This window comes from Sulfitobacter sp. EhC04 (assembly GCF_001650875.1).
Lineage (GTDB): Bacteria > Pseudomonadota > Alphaproteobacteria > Rhodobacterales > Rhodobacteraceae > Sulfitobacter.
In genome coordinates this window covers 172,735-195,325 of record NZ_LXYI01000089.1, presented here as the reverse complement: position 1 = coordinate 195,325, position 22,591 = coordinate 172,735, and the positions used below count along the sequence as shown (strand labels likewise).

Annotated in this window: 23 protein-coding genes; all 23 read left to right on the top strand. The window is 60.5% G+C overall.

Annotated features, from left to right (window positions below; genetic code table 11):
• The first annotated feature begins 88 nt into the window (after positions 1 to 88).
• The 23 genes from mutM (at position 89) to lptB (ending at position 22,470) form a co-directional block, all read left to right on the top strand.
• A complete protein-coding gene (gene mutM / locus A8B82_RS22550; RefSeq protein WP_067297743.1) occupies positions 89 to 940 on the top strand; it encodes a bifunctional DNA-formamidopyrimidine glycosylase/DNA-(apurinic or apyrimidinic site) lyase in 852 nt (283 codons plus the stop codon).
• Between the two features lie 64 nt (positions 941 to 1,004).
• Positions 1,005 to 1,781 carry an enoyl-CoA hydratase gene (locus tag A8B82_RS22545; protein WP_067297738.1) on the top strand — a complete coding sequence of 259 codons (777 nt, stop codon included), beginning with the start codon at positions 1,005 to 1,007 and terminating at the stop codon, positions 1,779 to 1,781.
• Positions 1,782 to 2,021: 240 nt separating this feature from the next.
• Positions 2,022 to 2,285, top strand: a complete 264-nt coding sequence (gene rpsT / locus A8B82_RS22540) for a 30S ribosomal protein S20 (protein WP_067297736.1) — start codon at positions 2,022 to 2,024, stop codon at positions 2,283 to 2,285.
• Between the two features lie 515 nt (positions 2,286 to 2,800).
• The gene (gene dnaA / locus A8B82_RS22535) at positions 2,801 to 4,162 is read left to right on the top strand and encodes a chromosomal replication initiator protein DnaA (protein ID WP_067297734.1); all 1,362 of its coding nucleotides are present in this window, start codon (positions 2,801 to 2,803) and stop codon (positions 4,160 to 4,162) included.
• 146 nt (positions 4,163 to 4,308) lie between these two features.
• On the top strand, positions 4,309 to 5,427 hold the full coding sequence (dnaN, locus tag A8B82_RS22530; protein WP_067297732.1) for a DNA polymerase III subunit beta: 1,119 nt from the start codon (positions 4,309 to 4,311) through the stop codon (positions 5,425 to 5,427).
• 58 nt (positions 5,428 to 5,485) lie between these two features.
• Positions 5,486 to 6,583 (top strand): DNA replication/repair protein RecF, encoded by a 1,098-nt coding sequence (recF, locus tag A8B82_RS22525; protein WP_067297729.1) that lies wholly within the window; start codon positions 5,486 to 5,488, stop codon positions 6,581 to 6,583.
• Positions 6,580 to 7,200: a LysE family translocator gene (locus tag A8B82_RS22520; protein ID WP_067297727.1), complete on the top strand. Its 621-nt coding sequence runs from the start codon at positions 6,580 to 6,582 to the stop codon at positions 7,198 to 7,200. The genes recF and A8B82_RS22520 overlap by 4 nt, the downstream gene beginning before the upstream one ends.
• 78 nt (positions 7,201 to 7,278) lie before the next feature.
• Entirely contained in the window at positions 7,279 to 9,693 is a 2,415-nt protein-coding gene (gyrB, locus tag A8B82_RS22515; RefSeq protein ID WP_067297724.1) for a DNA topoisomerase (ATP-hydrolyzing) subunit B, read from the top strand.
• Between the two features lie 27 nt (positions 9,694 to 9,720).
• Positions 9,721 to 10,470 carry a sulfite exporter TauE/SafE family protein gene (locus tag A8B82_RS22510; protein ID WP_067297722.1) on the top strand — a complete coding sequence of 250 codons (750 nt, stop codon included), beginning with the start codon at positions 9,721 to 9,723 and terminating at the stop codon, positions 10,468 to 10,470.
• A gap of 26 nt (positions 10,471 to 10,496) precedes the next feature.
• The gene (locus A8B82_RS22505) at positions 10,497 to 11,117 is read left to right on the top strand and encodes a glutathione S-transferase family protein (protein ID WP_067297721.1); all 621 of its coding nucleotides are present in this window, start codon (positions 10,497 to 10,499) and stop codon (positions 11,115 to 11,117) included.
• A 110-nt stretch (positions 11,118 to 11,227) separates the two neighbouring features.
• The gene (pcaF, locus tag A8B82_RS22500) at positions 11,228 to 12,433 is read left to right on the top strand and encodes a 3-oxoadipyl-CoA thiolase (protein WP_067297719.1); all 1,206 of its coding nucleotides are present in this window, start codon (positions 11,228 to 11,230) and stop codon (positions 12,431 to 12,433) included.
• Positions 12,434 to 12,458: 25 nt separating this feature from the next.
• Positions 12,459 to 13,451 carry a 1,2-phenylacetyl-CoA epoxidase subunit PaaA gene (gene paaA / locus A8B82_RS22495; protein WP_067297713.1) on the top strand — a complete coding sequence of 331 codons (993 nt, stop codon included), beginning with the start codon at positions 12,459 to 12,461 and terminating at the stop codon, positions 13,449 to 13,451.
• A gap of 72 nt (positions 13,452 to 13,523) precedes the next feature.
• Positions 13,524 to 13,868 carry a 1,2-phenylacetyl-CoA epoxidase subunit PaaB gene (gene paaB / locus A8B82_RS22490; RefSeq protein ID WP_082899434.1) on the top strand — a complete coding sequence of 115 codons (345 nt, stop codon included), beginning with the start codon at positions 13,524 to 13,526 and terminating at the stop codon, positions 13,866 to 13,868.
• A 29-nt stretch (positions 13,869 to 13,897) separates the two neighbouring features.
• A complete protein-coding gene (gene paaC / locus A8B82_RS22485) occupies positions 13,898 to 14,620 on the top strand; it encodes a 1,2-phenylacetyl-CoA epoxidase subunit PaaC (RefSeq protein ID WP_067298142.1) in 723 nt (240 codons plus the stop codon).
• Positions 14,614 to 15,081 (top strand): 1,2-phenylacetyl-CoA epoxidase subunit PaaD, encoded by a 468-nt coding sequence (gene paaD / locus A8B82_RS22480; RefSeq protein ID WP_067297711.1) that lies wholly within the window; start codon positions 14,614 to 14,616, stop codon positions 15,079 to 15,081. Before paaC ends, paaD begins: the two co-directional genes overlap by 7 nt.
• 9 nt (positions 15,082 to 15,090) lie before the next feature.
• The gene (locus A8B82_RS22475; protein ID WP_067297710.1) at positions 15,091 to 16,155 is read left to right on the top strand and encodes a 2Fe-2S iron-sulfur cluster-binding protein; all 1,065 of its coding nucleotides are present in this window, start codon (positions 15,091 to 15,093) and stop codon (positions 16,153 to 16,155) included.
• Between the two features lie 9 nt (positions 16,156 to 16,164).
• Positions 16,165 to 18,189: a phenylacetic acid degradation bifunctional protein PaaZ gene (gene paaZ, locus A8B82_RS22470; RefSeq protein ID WP_067297708.1), complete on the top strand. Its 2,025-nt coding sequence runs from the start codon at positions 16,165 to 16,167 to the stop codon at positions 18,187 to 18,189.
• The gene (locus A8B82_RS22465; RefSeq protein ID WP_067297706.1) at positions 18,179 to 18,955 is read left to right on the top strand and encodes a PaaX family transcriptional regulator C-terminal domain-containing protein; all 777 of its coding nucleotides are present in this window, start codon (positions 18,179 to 18,181) and stop codon (positions 18,953 to 18,955) included. The genes paaZ and A8B82_RS22465 overlap by 11 nt, the downstream gene beginning before the upstream one ends.
• A gap of 69 nt (positions 18,956 to 19,024) precedes the next feature.
• Positions 19,025 to 19,639: a ribonuclease D gene (locus A8B82_RS22460; RefSeq protein ID WP_067297704.1), complete on the top strand. Its 615-nt coding sequence runs from the start codon at positions 19,025 to 19,027 to the stop codon at positions 19,637 to 19,639.
• Positions 19,636 to 20,598 carry a KpsF/GutQ family sugar-phosphate isomerase gene (locus A8B82_RS22455; protein ID WP_067297701.1) on the top strand — a complete coding sequence of 321 codons (963 nt, stop codon included), beginning with the start codon at positions 19,636 to 19,638 and terminating at the stop codon, positions 20,596 to 20,598. The genes A8B82_RS22460 and A8B82_RS22455 overlap by 4 nt, the downstream gene beginning before the upstream one ends.
• Before the next feature lie 5 nt (positions 20,599 to 20,603).
• Positions 20,604 to 21,212: an LPS export ABC transporter periplasmic protein LptC gene (gene lptC, locus A8B82_RS22450; RefSeq protein WP_067297700.1), complete on the top strand. Its 609-nt coding sequence runs from the start codon at positions 20,604 to 20,606 to the stop codon at positions 21,210 to 21,212.
• Between the two features lie 5 nt (positions 21,213 to 21,217).
• Positions 21,218 to 21,712, top strand: coding sequence for a lipopolysaccharide transport periplasmic protein LptA (lptA, locus tag A8B82_RS22445; RefSeq protein WP_067297699.1), 495 nt, complete (start codon positions 21,218 to 21,220; stop codon positions 21,710 to 21,712).
• On the top strand, positions 21,712 to 22,470 hold the full coding sequence (gene lptB, locus A8B82_RS22440; protein WP_067297697.1) for an LPS export ABC transporter ATP-binding protein: 759 nt from the start codon (positions 21,712 to 21,714) through the stop codon (positions 22,468 to 22,470). The genes lptA and lptB overlap by 1 nt, the downstream gene beginning before the upstream one ends.
• Positions 22,471 to 22,591: the final 121 nt, after the last annotated feature.

Below are 22,591 nucleotides of genomic sequence, written 5' to 3'. Positions count from 1 at the left end.
TATTGTCTAGGCGGAGATATAGCCTAGACACGCCGGATACAAACCGCCAATTGCCGCAGGCCCCGACAGCCCGCGAAAAGGAGGCCAGATGCCAGAACTGCCCGAAGTCGAAACCGTCCGCCGTGGCCTGACCCCGGCGATGGAAGGCGCAGTGATCGAGCGGGCCGAGGTCAACCGCCCCGATCTGCGCTGGCCGTTCCCCGCCGGAATGGCCGAAAGACTGACAGGGCAAAAGGTCGAACGCCTGCGCCGCCGGTCTAAATACATCCTTGCCGATCTTGAATCAGGGGAATCGCTGCTGATTCACCTCGGGATGTCGGGCCGCATGCTGGTTTCCGGTGACCCTTTGGGCCAATTCGTCCACAATCATCCCGCGCCCGAAAAACATGACCATGTGGTGCTGCACATGGCCAATGGTGCGCGGATCACCTTCAACGACCCGCGCCGATTTGGCGCGATGGACCTGATGCAGACCGCCCATGCCGATCAGCACAAGTTGCTGGCCCAGCTGGGGCCGGAGCCTCTGGGCAATGCCTTCAACGAGGCGCATCTGATTGCCGCGCTCAAGGGGCGCAACACGCCAATCAAATCGGCGCTGCTGGATCAACGCATTGTTGCGGGGCTGGGAAATATCTATGTCTGCGAAGCGCTTTACCGCGCCCGCATCCATCCCGCGCGCAAGGCTGGCCGCATCTCTGCCGCACGGGTTGCCACCCTTGTGCCGATCATCCGCAACGTGCTGTCAGAGGCGATAGAGGCCGGCGGATCGTCCCTGCGTGACTTCCGACAGGCAGATGGCGAACTGGGGTACTTCCAACATAATTTCGATGTTTACGGTCGCGAAAACGCCCCCTGTCGCACCGCAGGGTGCGGCCATGTCATAAGACGCATCGTGCAGTCAGGACGCTCTTCGTTCTATTGCGGTGAATGTCAAAGATAGCTTGAAACGTATTTTGCCCGTGTTATGCGTGGCGATCTGAGCGCAACGATAGAGAGACTCTCTGATGGCATACGAAACGATCATCGTGGATGTGGAAAACCATGTGGCGCTTGTCACGCTGAACAGGCCTGATGCCCTGAACGCGTTGAACGATGTCCTGATGTCCGAGCTTGCCAGCGCGCTGAAGGGTGCGCAAGAAAATGAAAAGGTCCGCTGCATCATCATCACCGGCTCGGAAAAGGCATTCGCCGCCGGTGCCGATATCGCGATGATGCGCGACAAGACTTTCGTGGAGGCCTTTACCGGCGATCTTTTCACCCCCGAAACCGACCAGATCATGCGCGTGCGCAAGCCCATCATCGCTGCCGTCTCCGGCTATGCGCTGGGTGGCGGCTGCGAACTGGCGATGATGTGCGATTTCATCATCTGCTCCGAGACCGCGAAATTCGGCCAGCCCGAGATCAACCTTGGCGTCGTTGCGGGTATTGGCGGCACTCAGCGGCTGACCCGCCTTGTCGGCAAATCCAAGGCGATGGACATGAACCTGACCGGCCGCTTCATGGATGCCGAAGAGGCGGAGCGGTCGGGCCTCGTCTCGCGGGTCGTCCCCGTAAAGAAGCTGATGGAAGAAGCCATGGGCGCCGCGGCAAAGATCGCCGAGAAATCCATGGTCTCCGTCATGGTGGTCAAGGAGGCGGTCAACCGCGCCTATGAAGTACCACTGCGAGAAGGTCTGTTGTTTGAACGCCGGGTGTTCCATTCGCTGTTTGCGACCGAGGACCAGAAAGAGGGCATGTCCGCCTTCCTTGAAAAGCGCGAAGCACAGTTCCGGGACAAGTAAGGCCGTTGTGCACCGGAGGCGCACCAACCGGTGCACGCCACTGCCGTCGATGAAACGCCGCGCCGCCATTGCGGCCTGACGATCCACGCGGCTTTACAACCTGCTGCATTTCCCGCTATAGGCCGCTCCATACATGCGCGTGCAGCCCGCTCTGGCTAGAATCACCTTCCCGGTACATCCGGCACGGGTTTGGCGTCACGCGCCTTGAACCGAAATTGAAAAACCCGAAGGCTGATCCTCATGGCAAACACAGAACAATCCAAAAAGCGCGCACGTCAGAACGAAAAGCGTTTCCAGATCAACAAGGCGCGTCGTTCGCGCATCCGCACCTACCTGCGCAAGGTCGAAGAAGCGATCGCTTCCGGCGACAAGACCGCAGCAGCCGAAGCCCTGAAAACAGCGCAGCCCGAGCTGATGCGCGGTGTGACAAAGGGTGTGTTTCATAAAAACACCGCATCGCGAAAAATGTCGCGCCTGGCAGCACGGGTCAAATCGCTGGCTTGATTTTCAGGGTTCACGCAACCCGAATCGACTATCTGCTTGAATCAAAAGGCGTCGCTTAGCGGCGCCTTTTTTCGCATTTGAGGTCTCAAAAAACCGACATAGATTCTTTCCTGACAAAAAAGTGAGTCAAGTCGGAAGATATGTTGAAGCGCGGCCTCTGTCCTTGCTACCTACATAGAGCGATTCATTTCGCGTGGGGGGACAGGCCCTGTAAATAGGCACTTTCGGTTTCGGATAGTATCTATTTTGGGACGCGGGTGGATGTGGTTTGGTCACGTCACACCCGTATTGTGAATGCTGCTGCTAGCGCGTTTACCCTGTCCGTTTTGATACGGACGGCTTTTGCCAAGACCGATGCACCTGGGTGCATCGATTGGCAAAATCCTTGTTTGAAAGGTCCAGAGGCTTGGGTCGGTTTCCGCTTGGGACCGGACAGTCGATCTGTGTTCTGGATTGTGTGGTGCCGGACTGCTCTGGCGCTTGTTAGAAACCTGACTGGGGACGAGTTAGATAAAATGACGCAGGATCAATGGGGCGAGATCAGACAACGGCTGCTGAAAACAGTTGGACAGAACAACTTCACGACATGGATTGAACCAATGGTTGCGGGCAAGGTGGCCAGCGGAATCGCGACATTACATGTCCCGACAAACTTCTTCGGCAACTACGTCAGTCAGAACTTCTCGGACCTGATCCTGCATGAGATCAACGCAGAGGGCATCGAGGTTTCCCGCCTGAATTTCGCGTTGCAGCCCCGCGTTGCCAATGAAACCGCCAAACCGTCCGACACGCCCCGCAAGCCCGTTGTTGCCCCCACGAACGGCGCGACCAGCGTCATGGCCACCGCCCCGCTCGACCCTCGGTTCAGCTTTGACAATTTTGTCGTCGGCAAACCCAACGAACTGGCCCATGCGGCAGCCAAGCGGGTGGCCGAAGGCGGCCCCGTCACTTTCAACCCTCTGTTCCTCTATGGTGGCGTCGGCCTGGGCAAGACCCACCTGATGCATGCCATCGCCCGTGAACTGGCCGAGCGGAAGCCGCAGATGAATGTCCTTTATCTGTCTGCCGAACAGTTCATGTATCGCTTTGTGCAGGCGCTGCGCGACCGCAAGATGATGGATTTCAAGGAAATCTTTCGCTCCGTCGATGTGCTGATGGTTGATGACGTCCAGTTCATCGCGGGCAAGGACAGCACCCAGGAAGAGTTCTTTCACACCTTCAATGCGCTTGTGGATCAGCGCAAACAGATCATCATCTCCGCCGACCGTGCGCCTGGAGAGATCAAGGACCTGGAAGACCGCGTGAAATCCCGGCTGCAATGCGGTCTGGTGGTCGACCTGCATCCCACAGACTACGAACTGCGGCTGGGCATCCTGCAAAGCAAGGTCGAAGGGCAGCGCGAGAACTATCCCGACCTTGAGGTCGAGGATGGCGTGCTTGAATTCCTCGCGCACCGGATCACCTCCAACGTGCGGGTCCTTGAGGGTGCCCTGACACGTCTGTTCGCCTTCGGCTCCCTTGTGGGCCGCGAGATCAACATGGAACTGACCCAGGATTGTCTGGTCGATGTGCTGCGCGATTCCGAACGCAAGATTTCGGTCGAGGAGATTCAGCGCAAGGTGTCGGAGCACTACAACATCCGGCTGAGCGACATGATCGGCCCGAAGCGGCTGCGCAGCTATGCCCGCCCACGCCAGGTGGCGATGTACCTGTGCAAACTGATGACCAGCCGCTCCTTGCCAGAGATCGGGCGTCGGTTTGGCGGGCGCGACCATACCACCGTCATGCACGGTGTCCGCAGGATCGAAGAACTGAAAACGACGGATGACCAGATCGCCGAAGATCTGCAATTGCTGCGCCGCGCGCTGGAGTCCTGATCGCGGTATCAATGTCACGGCTGTCAGGTGATTGAGGGGCCCTTGCGGCCCCTCTTGCATTTGGTCCGCCAAAGCATGAAAAGTCTTGTTAAAACGAGGGAACCGGGTAGTTTGCCCCTCCCGACGGGTCTGACGGAGAAGCCATCATGAAATTCAGCATCGAACGTGCCGCATTGCTCAAGGCGGTCAGCCAGGCCCAGTCTGTCGTCGAACGGCGCAACACCATTCCGATCCTCGCCAACGTGTTGATCGAGGCCGAAGGCAGCGATGTATCCTTTCGCGCCACTGATCTGGACATCGAAGTCGTGGACAAGGTGGGCGCACAGGTGGAACGCGCCGGAGCCACAACGGTTTCGGCAACCCTGCTGCATGAAATCGTCCGCAAACTGCCCGATGGTGCCCTGATCAACCTGACCGCAGACACCGCAGCCGGGCGTCTGACGGTCGAGGCGGGCCGCTCGAACTTCAGCCTCGCAACCCTGCCCCGCGAGGATTTTCCGGTGATGGCGTCATCTGAGTACGCTTCAAACTTCAGCGCGCCCGCCCCCGTGCTGCGCCGCCTTTTCGACAAGTCGAAATTCGCCATCTCCACCGAAGAAACCCGGTACTATCTGAACGGCGTCTACATGCATATCGCCGAGGGCGATGGCGGCAAGATGCTGCGCTGCGTGGCGACTGATGGTCACCGGCTGGCCCGCATCGACGCCGATCTGCCCGATGGCGCAGCGGAAATGCCAGGCGTCATCGTGCCGCGCAAGACAGTGGGCGAGTTGCGCAAGCTGCTGGAAGACGACGACATGAAAATCGCCGTCTCCGTCTCCGAGACCAAGATCCGCTTTGCCACGCCGGAGATTACCCTGACGTCCAAGGTCATCGACGGCACTTTCCCCGACTATACCCGTGTGATCCCGCAGGGGAACACCCGCAAGATGGAAGTGGACGCCGCCGAATTCGCCCAGGCCGTGGACCGTGTCGCCACTGTCAGCTCGGAACGTTCCCGCGCGGTCAAATTGCAACTGGACGAGGATCGGCTGATCCTTTCGGTGAATGCACCCGACAGCGGGGCCGCTGAAGAGGAGCTTGCCGTGGCTTACGGCGATGAGCGGCTGGAAATCGGGTTCAACGCGAAATACCTGCTGGAAATCGCAAGTCAGGTGGACCGCGAGAATGCCGTGTTCCTGTTCAACTCTTCCGGCGATCCGACCCTGATGCGTGAAGGCAATGATATGTCTGCCGTTTATGTCGTCATGCCGATGCGTGTGTGACGCGGCGGAGTTTTCGAAAACTCCGGACCGATTTTTTCGAAAAAATCGGCGCTGAGCCATGACCGGACTGTCCCTTTCCAGGCTCACCCTGTCCCATTTCAGGTCGCACAGGCGTACCGTCATCGACTGCGATGCGCGCCCCGTCGCCCTGCATGGCCCGAATGGCGCGGGCAAGACGAACATCCTCGAAGCGGTGTCGCTGTTCTCACCGGGGCGCGGGTTGCGCCGCTCCAGCGCGCAGGACATGACCCGCCGACCCGAGGCGCTGGGTTGGAAGGTCACCGGCATCCTGCACGCTGGGCAGCAGGCGCATGAGGTCGAAATCTGGTCCGAAGACGGTGCCGCGCGCCAGACCCGGATAGATGCCAAGGCCACCGCCCAGAACACGCTGGGCCGGATCGCGCGGGTGCTTTGGCTGGTCCCGGCGATGGACAGGCTCTGGATCGAAGGTGCCGACGGCCGCAGGCGGTTCCTGGATCGTATGACGCTCAGCTTCCTGCCGGACCACGCAGACCAGACTCTGCGCTATGAAAAGGCAATGCGCGAACGCAACCGGCTGCTCAAGGACATGGTGCGGGAACCTTCGTGGTATCTCGCCCTGGAAAACGCCATGGCCGAAGCCGGTGCCGCGATCCACGCCAACAGGCTGAATGCGCTGCAGGCCATCGCGCAGGCGCAGGAACAGGCCGAAACCGCATTTCCCACCGCCACGCTGGAATTACAATGCGACATGCCCGACACCGCAGAGGGCCTGCGCGAGGCATTGGCTGAGAACCGGATGCGCGATCTTACCGCTGGGCGCACCCTGATCGGTCCCCACCGCGCCGATCTGCACGGCGTCTATGCAGCCAAGGATGTCCCGGCCAGGGATTGCTCCACCGGGGAACAGAAAGCACTGCTTGTCTCACTCATACTCGCCAATGCCCGCGCCCTCACCGCCGACTTCGGCGCGCCGCCCCTGCTTCTGCTGGACGAGGTCGCAGCCCACCTGGATACATCTCGCCAAGCGGCCCTTTACGACGAGATCACCGCGCTGGGGGCGCAGGCCTGGATGACCGGAACCGGTGTGGAGTTATTCACGGAGCTTGGCGACCGCGCACAGATCCTGGAGGTGACAGAGAACGACGGTGTGTCGGCGGTCAGGAGGCCGGGATGACCATCCCTTATTACGATCTTCTGCTTTATGCCGGTGCGATGGTGGCGCTGTTTGTCACGCCCGGCCCGGTCATGGTGGCAATGATGGCACGGGCGATGTCTGGTGGCTTTCGCGCGGCCTGGCCGCTGGCCCTGGGTGTGTCGATCGGCGATCTGCTTTGGCCGCTGGTGGCTGCACTGGGGATCACCTGGTTTCTGTCGGTGTTCGATGTCTTCATGGTTGTCCTGCGCGCTGTGGCGTGTCTTGTCTTTCTGGCGATGGGCGTCCTGCTGATCCGCCATCGGGATGCGGCACCGGACCGCGACAACCGCCTGACCCGACCCGGCATGTGGGCCGGATTCATCGCCGGGGTCATCGCGATCCTGGGCAATCCGAAGGCGGTGCTCTTCTACGTCGGTGTCCTGCCCGGCTTCTTCGACCTGCGCAATGTCACCTGGCAGGACCTGACCGCAATCGTCGCGATTTCGGTCGTCGTGCCCCTGGTCGGCAACCTGATCCTGGCCGCTTTCGTCAGTCATATCCGAAGCCTTCTGACCAATCCCCGCATCCTGCGCCGGATCAACATGGTATCCGGTGCGCTGCTGATCTGCGTAGGGCTTTTGATCCCGTTGATCTGACACAAAATCTTGTGTCAGGCGCGTGACATTCTTCCTTGAAAACACTATAAATCGGGCAAAAGAAAAAGGTTTTCCTGAATGTCCGAGACTGAGCAGATGCCGGAAGAATACGGCGCGAATTCCATCAAGGTTCTCAAAGGCTTGGAGGCGGTTCGAAAGCGTCCCGGCATGTACATCGGTGACACCGATGACGGCTCTGGCCTGCACCATATGGTCTATGAGGTCGTGGACAACGGCATTGACGAGGCGCTGGCCGGTCACGCGGACGCCGTGACCGTCACGATCCACGACGATTCCTCGGTTTCCGTCAGCGACAATGGCCGTGGCATTCCCGTCGGCATCCACGAGGAAGAAGGCGTTTCCGCCGCCGAGGTCATCATGACCCAGCTGCACGCAGGCGGGAAGTTCGACAGCAACAGCTACAAGGTTTCTGGCGGCCTGCACGGCGTGGGTGTGTCGGTGGTCAACGCGCTTTCCGACTGGCTGGAACTGCGTATCTGGCGCGAAGGCAAGGAACACGTCGCCCGGTTCGAGGGCGGCTTTACCACCGAACATCTCAGCGTGGTCGGCCCGACCGACCGCACCGGCACCGAAGTCCGGTTCATGGCTTCTACCAACACGTTCTCGAACCTCGAATACAGTTTTGAAACGCTGGAAAAACGCCTGCGCGAACTGGCGTTTCTGAACTCCGGCGTGCGGATCATCCTGCGTGATGAACGGCCTGTGGAAACCCTGCAAACGGAATTGTTCTACGAAGGCGGCGTGAAGGAGTTCGTGAAATATCTTGACCGGCACAAGTCGTCTGTCATGCCCGAACCGATCTTCATCACCGGCGAAAAGGACGACATCGGCGTCGAAGTCGCGATGTGGTGGAACGACAGCTATCACGAGAACGTCCTGCCCTTTACCAACAATATTCCGCAGCGCGATGGGGGCACCCATATGGCCGGCTTTCGCGGCGCGCTGACCCGGACCATCAACAACTATGCCCAGTCCAGTGGCATCGCGAAAAAGGAGAAGATCAACTTCACGGGTGACGACGCCCGCGAGGGGCTGACCTGCGTGCTGTCCGTCAAGGTGCCGGACCCCAAGTTCAGCAGCCAGACCAAGGACAAGCTGGTCTCTTCCGAAGTGCGCCCCGCCGTCGAAGGGCTGGTGAACGAAAAGCTGGCTGAGTGGTTCGAAGAGAACCCGAATGAGGCCAAGATCGTCGTGGGCAAGATCATCGAGGCTGCCCATGCCCGCGAGGCAGCGCGCAAGGCCCGTGACCTCACCCGTCGCAAGACCGCGATGGACGTGAACTTTCTTGCCGGAAAGCTCAAGGACTGCTCTGAAAAAGATCCGTCAAAAACCGAAGTCTTCCTGGTGGAAGGTGACAGCGCTGGCGGATCGGCCCAGACCGGCCGCGACCGCCAGACACAGGCGATTCTGCCGCTCAAGGGCAAGATCCTCAACGTGGAGCGTGCGCGTTTCGACCGGATGCTGGGCAGTCAGGAGATCGGCAACCTGGTCATGGCGCTGGGCACCGGGATCGGACGGGATGAATTCAACCTCAGCAAGCTGCGCTACCACAAGATCGTCATCATGACCGACGCCGACGTGGACGGCGCGCACATCCGCACCCTGCTGCTGACGTTCTTCTACCGGCAAATGCCCGAATTGATCGAGCATGGCCATCTCTACATCGCGCAGCCGCCGCTTTACAAAGTGTCGCGCGGCAAGTCCGAGGTTTACCTCAAGGATCAGGCCGCAATGGAAGAATATCTGATTGAACAGGGTATCGACGGGGCCATGCTGCGCCAGGGCAACGGCGAGGAAATCACCGGCCAGGACCTTGCGCGGGTTGTCGATCTCGCGCGCCAGATGCGCCGCGTGCTCGAAGCATTTCCAACCCACTATCCCCGCCACATCGTGGAACAGGCCGCCATCGCCGGTGCCTTTGTCCCCGGCGCGGTGGACCGCGACCTGCAAGGGGTGGCGGACAAGGTTGCCAAACGCCTCGACCTGATCGCGCTGGAATACGAGCGTGGCTGGCAAGGCCGCATCACGCAGGATCACGGCATCAAACTGGCCCGTATCCTGCGTGGCGTCGAAGAGGTGCGTACCCTGGACGGCAAGATGCTCCGCTCCGGCGAGGCCAGGAAGTCCGGGACCTTCACCGAACACCTGCAAGATGTCTATGACCTGCCCGCGACACTGGTGCGCAAGGACCGCTCGCAACTGATCCATGGCCCCATGGACCTGCTGGAAGCCATTCTGGCCGAGGGGGAAAAGGGCCTGTCCCTGCAACGCTACAAGGGTCTGGGCGAAATGAACCCCGATCAGCTTTGGGAAACCACGCTGGACCCGGAAGCCCGCACCCTTCTGCGCGTCAAGGTCCAGGATATGGCAGAGGCCGACGATCTCTTTACCAAGCTGATGGGCGACGTTGTCGAACCCCGCCGGGAGTTCATCCAGCAAAACGCGCTGAGCGTCGAAAACCTCGACTTCTGAGGCGATGTCAGGGGAACGACACCTGCCGTGACCCTGACAACCGTTCTTTACCTTGTGGCCGGGGCCGCTTGCGGCGGCTTCATCAATGGCCTGTCCGGCACCGGAACCGCGCTCTTTGCGCTTGGCTTTTTCCTGATCGTTCTGGACCCGGTGACAGCGGTGGCCATCGTCGCGCTGATGTCGATCCTCGCAGGCCTTCAAGGCCTGTGGATCGTCCGTCGCGAAATTCTGGCCAATCCGGCCCGCCTGCTCCGCTTCCTTGTTCCGGGCCTGATCGGCGTCCCGGTCGGCCTGCTGACCCTGCATGCGATCGACGCGCGCACCCTGCGGATCGGCATCGGCTTCTTCCTTGTCCTTTATGGCAGCTACTTCAGCTTTCGTCGCGCCCTGCCCCGCTTGGAACGGCGCACTCCGATTCTGGACAGCCTCGTCGGGTTGATCGGCGGCGTCATGGGTGGTGCGGCCTCCGTCTCCGGGGCAATCCCGGTCATGTGGTTGTCGCTCAGACCCTGGCCGAGGGCAGAGACCCGTGCCGTATTGCAACCCTTCAACGTCGCGGTGCTGGGCACGACCGTCACTCTGTTGGCCCTGCGCGGCACCTATGACACCGACGCCTTGCGCGCACTTGCGGTCATTGTCCCTGTCGGCCTGATCGGTGCGCAGATCGGTATCTTTGTTTTCCGGCGTATCAGCGACAACATGTTCCGCCGCCTGCTGATCGGTCTTACCTTGCTTGTCGGCATCGGCATCCTGATACAGGAATTGGCAAAACAATAGACCGGTTGCCGGTGCAGGGGGCAGACATGCTGACACTTTACTTCTCGAAAGGCTCTTCGGCGCTTGCCGCGCATATCCTGCTGCACGAGGTCGGCGCGTCTTTTGAATCATGCGAAGTGCCCATCGCCTCGGGTGCGCAGAAAGCCCCGGAATACATTGCGATCAACCCCAAGGGCCGCCTGCCCGCCCTGCGGACTGGCGCGGGCATCATCACTGAAAACCCCGCGATCCTCGAATTCATTGCCGCACAACACCCAAAGGCCGGGCTACTGCCTGAAACGACATTCCAACAGGCGCAGGCCCGATCGCTCTGCGCCTATCTGTGCTCCACCGTTCATGTGGCCTTTGCCCATGGTAAACGCGCGGCCCGCTGGGCTGACGACCCCGCCGCACAAAAGGCCATGCAGGCCAGGGTGCGCCCGAACCTTCTTGATTGCGCGGAAATGCTGGAACAGAATCTGATGCAAGGGGAATGGGCGCTGGGCGACCACTACAGCTATTGCGACCCCTACCTGTTTCTGGTGGGCCGCTGGATGGCGGCACATGACCTGAGCCTCGATCCCTTCCCGGCGCTGGAAACCCACGCCCAAGCCATGTTGCGACGTCCCGCCACTCAAATTGCGCTGGAAGCGCATGGCCTGAGTTAACGAGTCGAAACCAAATATGTTACTGAATTTTGCACATCAAGATCATCAAGTAACATTTACCTTGTCCCGAATCGCAACCAGAGTTAAAATCAACCAAAGAGGAGAACTACATGCAGGCTTTCATCTGCGACGCGCAACGCACGGCAATTGGCCGCTTCGGTGGTGCGCTGGCATCCGTCCGCGCTGACGATCTGGCAGCGGCCCCCATCGCGGCACTTATGGCGCGCAATCCGGATGTGGATTGGTCGCGTGTCGATGACGTGATCATGGGCTGCGCCAACCAGGCCGGCGAAGACAACCGAAATGTCGCGCGGATGGCCGCGCTGCTGGCAGGCCTGCCCGTTGACGTGCCGGGCGCAACCATCAACCGGCTCTGCGCCTCTGGCATGGATGCAGTGGGTTCTGCCGCACGTGCAATCCGCGCAGGCGACATCGACCTTGCCATCGCCGGTGGCGTCGAAAGCATGACGCGCGCACCCTTCGTGATGCCCAAGGCCGAAACCGCCTTTTCGCGCAGCAACGCTGTCTATGACACGACCATCGGCTGGCGCTTCATAAACCCGAAGATGAAGTCGCAGTACGGCGTCGATTCGATGCCCGAAACCGGCGACAATGTCGCCACTGACCACGATGTCAGCCGCGCCGACCAGGATGCCTTTGCCCTGCGCAGCCAGGAACGCTGGGCTGCTGCGGATGCCGCGGGCGTCTTTGCCGATGAAATCACGCCGGTCACGATCCCCCGGCGCAAGGGTGACCCGATCATCGTGGACCGCGACGAACATCCGCGCCCCCAGACCACTGCTGAAGCGCTGGGCAAACTGCGCGCCATCAACGGGCCGGACCTGACCGTGACCGCCGGGAACGCCTCTGGCGTGAATGACGGTGCGGCGGCGCTGCTGATCGCTTCCGAACAGGCCGCCCGCGATCATAACCTGACGCCCATCGCCCGCGTGGTCGCCATGTCAGCCGCCGGTGTGGAACCGCGCGTCATGGGCATCGGCCCGATCCCCGCCTGTAACAAGGTGCTGGCCCGCGCTGGTCTGACCATTGACCAGATGGATGTGATCGAGTTGAACGAGGCATTTGCCTCCCAGGGGCTCGCCACCCTGCGCGCCCTTGGCGTGGCGGATGACGCACCTCATGTGAACGCCAATGGAGGGGCCATTGCCATCGGGCACCCCCTGGGTATGTCCGGTGCACGCCTTGTGATGACTGCTGCCTTGCAACTGAAACGCACAGGCGGACGTTATGCCTTGTGTACCATGTGTGTGGGCGTTGGACAGGGCGTCGCCCTTATCCTTGAACGCACAAGCTGAATGTTAACCTGAAAGGACGGATTCAATGTATGCACAGATGATCAAGTCTACCGGTGAAGGCGTCAAATCACTTGACGATATGGAACCGGAAGAACGCGCCTTTCAGGAACGCATCAACGCGGGCGGCAAGATCGAGCCGAAGGATTGGATGCCGGAAGGCTACCGCAAGAACCTGATCCGCCAAATCGGTCAGCACGCCCATTCCGAAATCGTTGGCCAGTTGCCCGAGGGCAACTGGATCACCCGTGCGCCGACGCTAGAGCGCAAGGCGATCCTGCTGGCCAAGGTGCAGGACGAGGCAGGCCATGGTCTGTACCTCTATTGCGCGGCGGAAACGCTGGGCGTGACCCGTGACCAGATGACCCGTGACCTGTTGTCGGGAAAGATGAAATACTCTTCCATCTTCAACTATCCAACGCTGACATGGGCCGACATGGGGGCTGTCGGCTGGCTGGTTGACGGTGCCGCGATTATGAACCAGGTGCCGCTGCAGCGCACGTCCTACGGGCCTTACGCCCGCGCGATGGTGCGGATCTGCAAGGAGGAATCCTTTCACCAGCGCCAGGGTTTCGACATCATGATGAAGATGGCCAAGGGCACCGAAGCGCAGCGCAAGATGGCACAGGATGCGCTGAACCGGTTCTGGTATCCGTCGCTGATGATGTTCGGCCCCTCGGATGCGGAATCGGTGCATTCCGCGCAATCCATGGCCTGGAAGATCAAGATGAACTCCAACGACGAACTGCGCCAGAAATTCGTCGATCAGACTGCACCGCAGGCCGAATACCTTGGCCTTACGGTTCCCGATGAGAACCTGAAGTTCAACGAAGAAACCGGGCATTACGAATTCTCCGAACCCGACTGGGACGAATTCTTTGACGTGCTCAAGGGCAATGGCCCCTGCAACACCGAACGGCTGGAAGCCCGCAACCGCGCCTGGGACGAAGGCCGCTGGGTCCGCGAAGGACTGCTGGCCCATGCCGAAAAGAAACGCAAAACCGCAATCGCGGCGGAGTGATCAATTCCTTCAAAGGAATTGACCAAAAGTTTTCAAAACTTTTGCCCCCGCCCCTGACAGGAGGATGCCCAGATGAGCAGCCCTGAATCCAGTCCCTATTCCGACACAGACGCTGCGCCGCACGGCAAGGCGCGGGCGACCGAATGGCCGCTTTGGGAGATCTTCATCCGCGGCCAGCACGGGTTAAGCCATCGCCATGTGGGCAGCCTGCATGCCGCCGATGCCGAGGGCGCGATCAAGAATGCGCGCGACGTCTACACGCGCCGCAACGAGGGCGTCAGCATCTGGGCAGTCCCGGCCAGCGCCATTGCCGCCTCTTCCCCGGAAGAGAAAGGCGCGCTTTATGAACCGGCGAATGACAAGGTCTATCGCCACCCGACATTCTTTGACATTCCAGACGAAGTGGGGGCGATGTGAGCGACGCGCTCTTTGAATATCTCTGCCGGATGGGCGACAACACGCTGGTCCTGGGGCATCGCATCTCTGAATGGTGCGGCGTTGCACCTGTGCTGGAAGAAGACATCGCATTGGCCAATACCGCGCTCGACCTGATCGGGCAAACGCAGCTTTGGCTTGGCCTCGCCGGAGAGGTCGAGGGCAAGGGCCGCGATGCAGACCAGCTCGCTTTTCACCGCGACGTCTGGGATTTCCGCAATCTGCTGCTGGTCGAACAGCCCAACGGCGACTTCGGGCGCACCATGATGCGCCAGTTCCTGTTTGACGGCTGGCATCTGGCGCAACTCAAGGGGCTGATGACATCCAGCAACGACCAGATTGCCGCGATCGCGGAAAAGTCGGTCAAGGAGGTCACCTATCACCTTGAGCGGGCCACCGACACGGTGATCGGCCTTGGCGACGGGACAGAGGAAAGCCACAAACGGATGCAGGACGCGCTGGATCGTCTCTATCCTTTCGTTGGTGAAATGTTCATTGCGGACGCGGTCGATCAGGCCATGGTCAGTGACGGTATTGCGCCCGACCCGTCAACCCTCCGCCCGGACTACGACGCGATGCTTGATGCCGTCCTCGCCGAGGCGACGTTGCAGAAACCGACAGACGACTTTGCCCATAAGGGCGGGAAATCGGGCGCGCGGCACACAGAGCATCTGGGCCATATGCTGACCCAGATGCAATGGCTGCAACGCGCCTACCCGGATGCCACATGGTAACCGAAAAACCCTCGTTAGAGACTGTTTGGTCCTGGCTTTCCGCCGTGCCTGACCCGGAAATCCCGGTAATTTCCCTGACCGATCTGGGGATCATCCGGGATGTGCAATGGCGCGGCGACACGCTTGAGGTGACGGTTACACCGACCTATTCGGGGTGCCCCGCCACGCGCATCATCAACCTCGATATCGAGACCGCGCTGCGCGCCAAGGGGATCGAAAAACTGTCTCTAAAAAGGCAATTGTCCCCCGCCTGGACCACCGACTGGCTGACCGACACCGGCAAGGCCAGGCTGGAGGAATACGGCATCGCCCCGCCCCAACCCGCAGGGGGACCGCAACACTGCCCACGCTGCAAATCAACGCAGGTGGAAAAGATCAGCCAGTTCGGTTCGACCCCCTGCAAGGCACAATGGCGTTGCCAGTCCTGCCTTGAACCCTTCGACTATTTCAAATGTATCTGAGGCACTGAAATGAGCCAGTTTCACCCCGTAACAGTGACTGATATTCATCACACCATCCGCGATGCCGTGGTGCTGACGCTTGAGCCGGAAAACCCCGATGCTTTTGTCTTCACCCAAGGCCAGTACCTGACTTTCAAGCAGGATTTCGACGGCACCGAATTGCGCCGGAACTATTCGATCTGCACGGGTCTCGACGATGGGAAACTTCAGGTCGGGATCAAGAAGGTGGATGGCGGCGCCTTTTCCACCTTCGCCAACGAGGCCCTCAAGGTCGGCGATACGCTGCACGTCATGCCGCCTCAGGGCAAGTTTTTCACTGCGTTAGAGCCTGATCGCGCCCGAAACTACCTCGGCTTTGCGGGCGGGTCAGGCATCACGCCGGTCCTGTCGATCCTCAAGACGGTGCTGAAGCGCGAGCCTAAATCGACCTTCACGCTGGTCTATGCCAACCGCGCGGTGAACACGATCATGTTCCGCGAGGAGCTGGAGGATCTCAAGAACCGCTACATGGGGCGGCTGACCATCATCCACATGCTGGAATCCGGGCAGGACATCGACCTTTTCACCGGCCGCGTGGATCAGGACAAATGCACACGTCTTTTCAGGCAGTGGATCGACGTTGACAGCATCGACACCGCCTTCATCTGTGGCCCCGAGCCAATGATGCTAGCCATTGCCGACAGCCTGAAAGGCCACGGGTTAGAGCATGATCAGATCAAGTTCGAACTGTTCAGCGAAAGCCAGCAGGGCCAGCTTGCCAAAAAGGAAATGGCCAAGCGCAGTGAGGGTCAGAAGGGCACTGAGATCACCGTGATCATCGAAGGGGCCGAACGCAGCTTTACCATGAAAAAGGGTCAGTCCGTGTTGGAAGCCGCCCTTGAAAACGGGCAGGACGCACCGTTTTCCTGCAAGGCCGGTGTCTGTTCCACTTGCATGGGCAAGGTGCTGGAGGGCGAGGTCGAAATGATCTCGAACCACGCGCTTGAGGATTACGAGGTTGAACGCGGCTATGTGCTGACCTGCCAGTCCTATCCGCTGAGCGACAAGCTCGTCATAGACTACGACACACATTAAGGAGCCGACATGCTCGACGTTTCCAGTTACGCCGCCGGACAATGGATCGCACCGGGGGCCGGTGCCCGCAACATTGCCAGCGCCATCACCGGCGATGTAATCGCGCAGGCCGGCAACGACGCGCTTGATGTGCAGGCGATGCTGGCCTACGCCCGCGATACCGGCGGACCTGCCCTGCGCAAGTTGACGTTCCATGACCGCGCCCGGATGCTCAAGGCGCTGGCGGGCTATCTGAACGACCGCAAACAGGCGCTCTACGATCTCAGCTATGACACCGGTGCCACCCTGTCGGATCACAAAATCGACGTGGACGGCGGGATTGGCACGATGATGGTCTTTGCCGCCAAGGGGCGGCGAGAGATGCCCGATGCGCATGTCTACCTGGACGGTCCCCCCGAACAACTGGGGCGCGACGGGCAGTTCCTTGGCCGCCACATCTGCACGCCGTTGCAGGGCGTCGCGGTCCATATCAACGCCTTCAACTTCCCGGTCTGGGGGATGCTGGAAAAGCTGGCACCAACCCTGCTGGCCGGGGTGCCCGCCATCGTCAAACCCGCAACCGCCACCTGCTATGTGACCGAAGCCTGCCTGCGCATGATGCTGGACAGTGGCCTGCTGCCAGAAGGGGCCCTGCAACTGGTCAGTGGCGGCCTGGGCGACATGCTGGACCATCTGGATTGTCAGGATGCGATAGCCTTTACCGGTTCTGCCGACACGGCGCTGAAACTGCGCGGCAATCGCCGGCTGATGCAGAATTCCGTGCGCTTCGCGTCGGAGCAGGACAGCCTGAACGCCAGCGTTCTGGGTCCCGATGCCACCCCTGGCACGCCGGAATTCGACCTGTTCGTCAAGGAAGTCCAACGCGAGATGACCGCGAAGGCGGGCCAGAAATGCACGGCAATCCGGCGCATCATGGTTCCAGATGCCTTGATAGAGCCTGTTATCGAATCCATCAGCGAACGACTGGGCAAGATCAGCATCGGTGATCCCCGCCTTGAAACCACCCGCATGGGCGCGCTGGTCTCTGCCGGCCAGAAACGCGATGTGCTGGAAAAAGCCGCCGCCATCGGCGCAGAGGCCGAGCGCGTGTTTGGCGACCCCGACGACTTTACCGTCGCGGGTGCGGATCGGGACAAGGGTGCATTTGTGCCGCCCATGTTGTTTCATTGTGCCGACCCCGACAGTGCCGAAAGGGTACATGATACCGAAGCCTTCGGCCCGGTTTCGACAATCATGCCCTATCGTGATCTGCCCCATGCGATCCAACTGCTGAACAAGGGCAAGGGCTCGCTGGTTGCATCCGTCATCACCAATGACGGCGATGTGGCGCGCGAAATCACGCTGGGGGCCGCTGCCTTTCACGGGCGTCTCTATTTCAACAACCGTATCTCAATGAAGGAGGCGACCGGTCACGGCGCGCCCCTGCCGCACATGGTTCACGGTGGTCCCGGCCGCGCAGGCGGCGGCGAAGAGCTTGGCGGCATCCGCGGCGTCATGCATTACATGCAGCGCACCGCGGTGCAGGGCAGCCCCGACATCCTGACCGCCATCGGTCAGCAATGGGTGCCAGGTGCCACAGAGATTTCGGACAGGGCGCATCCGTTCACCCGGACTTTCGATCAGCTTGATCTGGGAGAGACGTTCAACTCGCCCTCCCGCACCGTGACACTGGACGACATTGAAACCTTCGCCCATTTCACCGGCGATACCTTCTATGCCCATATGGACGACGAAGCCGCCAGGGCGAACCCGTTCTTTCCGGGCCGCGTCGCGCATGGATATCTTCTGCTCAGCTTTGCCGCAGGGTTGTTCGTGCAGCCTGATCCGGGGCCGGTTCTGGCCAACACCGGCCTGGACAACCTGCGCTTCATGGAACCGGTCGCGGCGGGTGACAGCATCAAGGTCCGGCTGAGCGTCAAGCACAAGACACCGCGCAACGAAGAATATGGCGAGGTACGCTGGCATGTGACCCTGACCAATCAAGACGACAAACCCGTCGCGGCATACGAACTGTTGACCATGAATGCGTACTGAGAGTTTCATCACACTGACCGCCCCCCTGCGTGCGGTTGGTGGCGGGCGGGTGTGGTCCCTGATGATCAGTCTCTTCGGTGATCTGGCGCAGGCGGAAGGCACCGCCATCGACGGTCCGGTCCTTTCGGCAATGATGACCCTGCTTGAGATCAAGCCCGAAGCCACCCGCGTGGCCCTGCACCGCTTGCGCAATGATGGTTGGATAAAGTCCGACAAGGTCGGGCGCATCAGCCGTCACAGCCTGACCGAAAAAGGTCGTGCCGAAAGCGCGGCGGCCACCCCGCGCATCTATGCCACGCCCGACGACGGATCTGGCGGCTGGCAATTGGTCCTGCTGGAGACGGTCGAGGATCAGAGCCTTGCCCGGATGGGCAGCCTGGGCTTTGCCCCGCTTGCGCCGCGCCTTTTCGTGGGGCCTGCCGATGCCGCGCCGCCACCCGATACGCTGAGCCTTCCGGGCACCACGGTGCCAGACTGGCTGCGGGCGCAGCTTCACACTGAATCGCTGGCCATCGCCTATACCGATCTGGCCCAAACCCTGAAAAGGCTTGCCGCTGCCCTACCCGGCAGTGACACGATGACCCCACTGCAAGTTGCAGTGCTCAGGGGGTTGATTGTGCATAACTGGCGGCGGCTGGTGCTGAAAAACCCGCCACTGCCCCTGGTTCTGACAGACCCTGCCGGACCGGCACGGCAGTCTCACCTGATGGTCGCTGATTTGCTGGCCCGCTTCCCCCGCCCGGCCCTGCGCGATCTGATCACCTGATCCGCCGCCTGTGCAGGCCGGAGCGCAACGCGCTTTCCCCAGAAGCGCAGGCAGGATATAGCATCTTGCATGACAAACACACTCCATCAGAACGATCTGCCAGATGACCTGGACCTTGGACCGGTTGTCGCCATCGACTGCGAGACAATGGGCCTGAACCCGCACCGCGACAGGCTTTGCGTGGTGCAGCTTTCGGCAGGGGACGGCAACGCGCATCTGATCCAGGTCGCCAAAGGCCAGACCAAGGCACCGAACCTGTGCAGGCTCCTGCAAGACCCGGAGGTGCTGAAACTTTTTCATTTTGGCCGTTTCGACATTGCCGCGATGATGAATGCCTTTGGTGCCCTGACCGCGCCGGTCTATTGCACCAAGATCGCCAGCCGCCTTGTGCGCACCTATACCGACCGGCATGGGCTGGCAAAATTGCTTCAGGAACTGCTGGCAATCGACATTTCAAAGCAGCAGCAATCCAGCGACTGGGGTGCCGCCAAGCTGACCAACGCCCAGCTTGACTATGCTGCCTCTGACGTTCTGTACCTGCATCAACTGCGCGACAAGCTGAATGCGATGCTGGAGCGTGAAGGCCGGATGGAGATTGCACAGGCCTGTTTTGATTTCCTGCCCTCGCGCGCACGTCTCGATCTTCTGGGCTGGCCAGACACGGATATCTTTGCACACATATGAATACACCCTTTCTGGATACCGCACGTCGGGTGATCCGCGCCGAATCCGCCGCGCTTGAAACCCTCGCCGACAGCCTCGATGACCGCTTTCGCATCGCCATCGACATGATGCGCGGCTGCAAAGGCCGCGTCATTGTCACCGGCATCGGCAAATCCGGCCATATCGCCAAAAAGATCGCGGCCACCCTGGCCAGCACCGGCACACCTGCGCAATTTGTCCACCCGGCAGAGGCCAGCCATGGCGACCTGGGCATGATCACTGCGGCTGACGTCGTGCTTGCCATCTCGAACTCGGGCGAAGCGCCGGAACTGGGCAACCTTATCGCCTATTCGCGACGCTTCGATATTCCGCTGATCGGCATGACCAGCCGTCCCGAGAGCGCATTGGGCAGCCAGTCGGACGTCATACTGGCACTGCCGCAACTGGGCGAAGCCTGCGGCACCGGGGCGGTGCCGACAATTTCCACAACCATGACGCTTGCCATGGGCGATGCGCTGGCGGTCGCCCTGATGGAGAACCGTGCCTTTACCGCCGAACACTTCCGAAATTTTCATCCCGGCGGAAAGCTGGGCGCACAGTTCAGCCGGGTGCGGGACCTCATGCACAGCGGTGACGCCCTGCCGCTGGTCACCGAGGATGCGGATATGCCCCGCGCCCTGGCAGAAATCAGCAGCAAGGCCTTTGGCGTGACCGGCGTCATCAACGACAAGGGGGTGCTCACAGGCATCATCACCCTGGGGGATCTGGGCCGCCATATGGAGGGGCTGATGGCGCTCAAGGCGCGCGATGTCATGACCCGTGCCCCTGTCACCATCGGACCGGATGACCTGGCCGAACGCGCCGTCGGCATCATGAACGCGCGCAAGATCACCTGCTTGCTGGTGGTAGACCCGGCCGCACCGGACGTGCCCGCCGGCCTGCTGCACATCCACGACTGCCTGCGCGTCGGGCTGGGTTGAACTCCATGCAGGCCGATCGCCATTCGCGCATGGTGTCCTTGCTCAAGGTCCTGTTTCCGCTTCTGGCGCTGGCGCTCTTGTCGACCCTCTTCCTGTTGTCCCGCGTCATCGACCCTGAGAATGCGATCCCGTTTGCGGACAAGGAAATACAGGACCGCCTGCGCGACCAGCAGGTGACCGGCCCGTTCTTTTCCGGTGCCACCGCCAACGGCGACCTTATTTCCTTTTCCGCAGAAAAGCTGACCACCCCGCAGAACGAGGTCGGCGCGAACCGAGCCGAGGTTGTGCGGGTGGTCATTGACCTTGTCGGCGGCACAACCCTGACCCTTCACGCCAATGTCGCCCATTTCGAAATGCCGAAAGACCGTGCCGACCTTGAAGGCAATGTGTTGATTGAGACGTCCAGCAACTACATGATTGAAAGTGACCGGCTGACCACCCAAATGACAAGTCTGGATGTCAGGTCTCCCGGCCCGGTCCAGGCCCAAAGCCCGATGGGCACCCTCAATGCGGGAAGCATGATCATCAGTACCCCGAAAGAGGGAGAAGGCACCCAATTGATTTTCAAAAACGGTGTGAAACTGATATACGATCCCAAACTGGTAGAAGAGTGACCCAAGTGAACCATCTAAGATCCCTGTTGCTGCCTGTCTTTCTGATCGTGTTTGCCGGGCCGCTTTTGGCACAGGGTGCCAGTGTCGCCTTTGGCACGATCCGACAGGACACCAATCAACCCGTGGAAGTGACCGCCGACAATCTTTCGGTGGATCAGGAGACCGGAACCGCAATCTTTGCCGGAAACGTCATGATCGGCCAGGGCGATCTGCGCCTGTCTGCGGCCCGCGTCCTGGTGGTTTACCGAGATCAGAACAAGGGCATTGCGCGGCTGGAAGCAACAGGCGGGGTCACGCTGGTCTCTGGTCCGGATGCGGCTGAATCGGAGCGGGCGGATTACAACATCGACACCGGCACCATCGTGATGACCGGGAACGTCCTGCTGGCACAGGGGCCCAGCGCCCTATCCGCCGACAAGATGAGCGTCCGTCTTTCGGACGGGACCGCGCAGATGTCTGGCCGCGTGCGCACCATCTTGCAGACAGGTGGCGACAACTGATGGCATCCCCTGACTTGAAGGTCGCAGAGGGCAGTCCAGGCCTGAAGATAGATCACCTGCGCAAATCCTACCGGAAAAAGACGGTGATCCGGGATTTCTCGATGCAGCTGAACCGGGGTGAAGTTGTCGCCCTGCTGGGGCCAAACGGGTCGGGCAAAACCACGACATTTTACGCCGTTGCCGGTCTGGTCACGCCCGAAGGCGGCACTGTGACCGTTGATGGCAAGGATGTGACCCTGCTGCCCATGTACCGTCGCGCGCAGCTTGGCATTGGCTATCTACCGCAGGAGATGAGCATCTTTCGCGGTCTCAGCGTGCAGGACAACATCGCTGCGATCCTCGATATTGCGGTGCCACATCGTCACAAGCGGCGCGAACGGCTTGAGGAACTGCTGTCGGAGTTCTCTATCGAGCACCTGCGCCGCGCGCCGGCCCTTGCCCTGTCAGGCGGGGAACGCCGCCGGGTCGAGATCGCCCGCTGCCTTGCCGCGAATCCCAAGTACCTCCTGCTTGATGAACCCTTTGCCGGGGTTGATCCGATTTCGGTCGGCGACATCCGGATGTTGGTCGCGGATCTGAAAACACGGGGAATCGGTGTTCTGATCACCGACCACAACGTCCGGGAAACGCTCGAAATCGTCGACCGCGCCTATATCCTGCACGAGGGCAAGGTGCTGATGTCCGGGAGCCCCGAAGAAGTGGTGCAGAACGAAAACGTGCGCCGGGTTTATCTTGGTGAAAACTTTCGGATTTCCTAAAATTTCGTAAACTTCTTGCAGCAAAATTTGGCTGGGGCGCATGGGATCACCATTGACTTTGCAACGCATTCTTGGCCTCATGAAGACATGGCAACACTGCGTTCCTGTTTGAAACTGCACC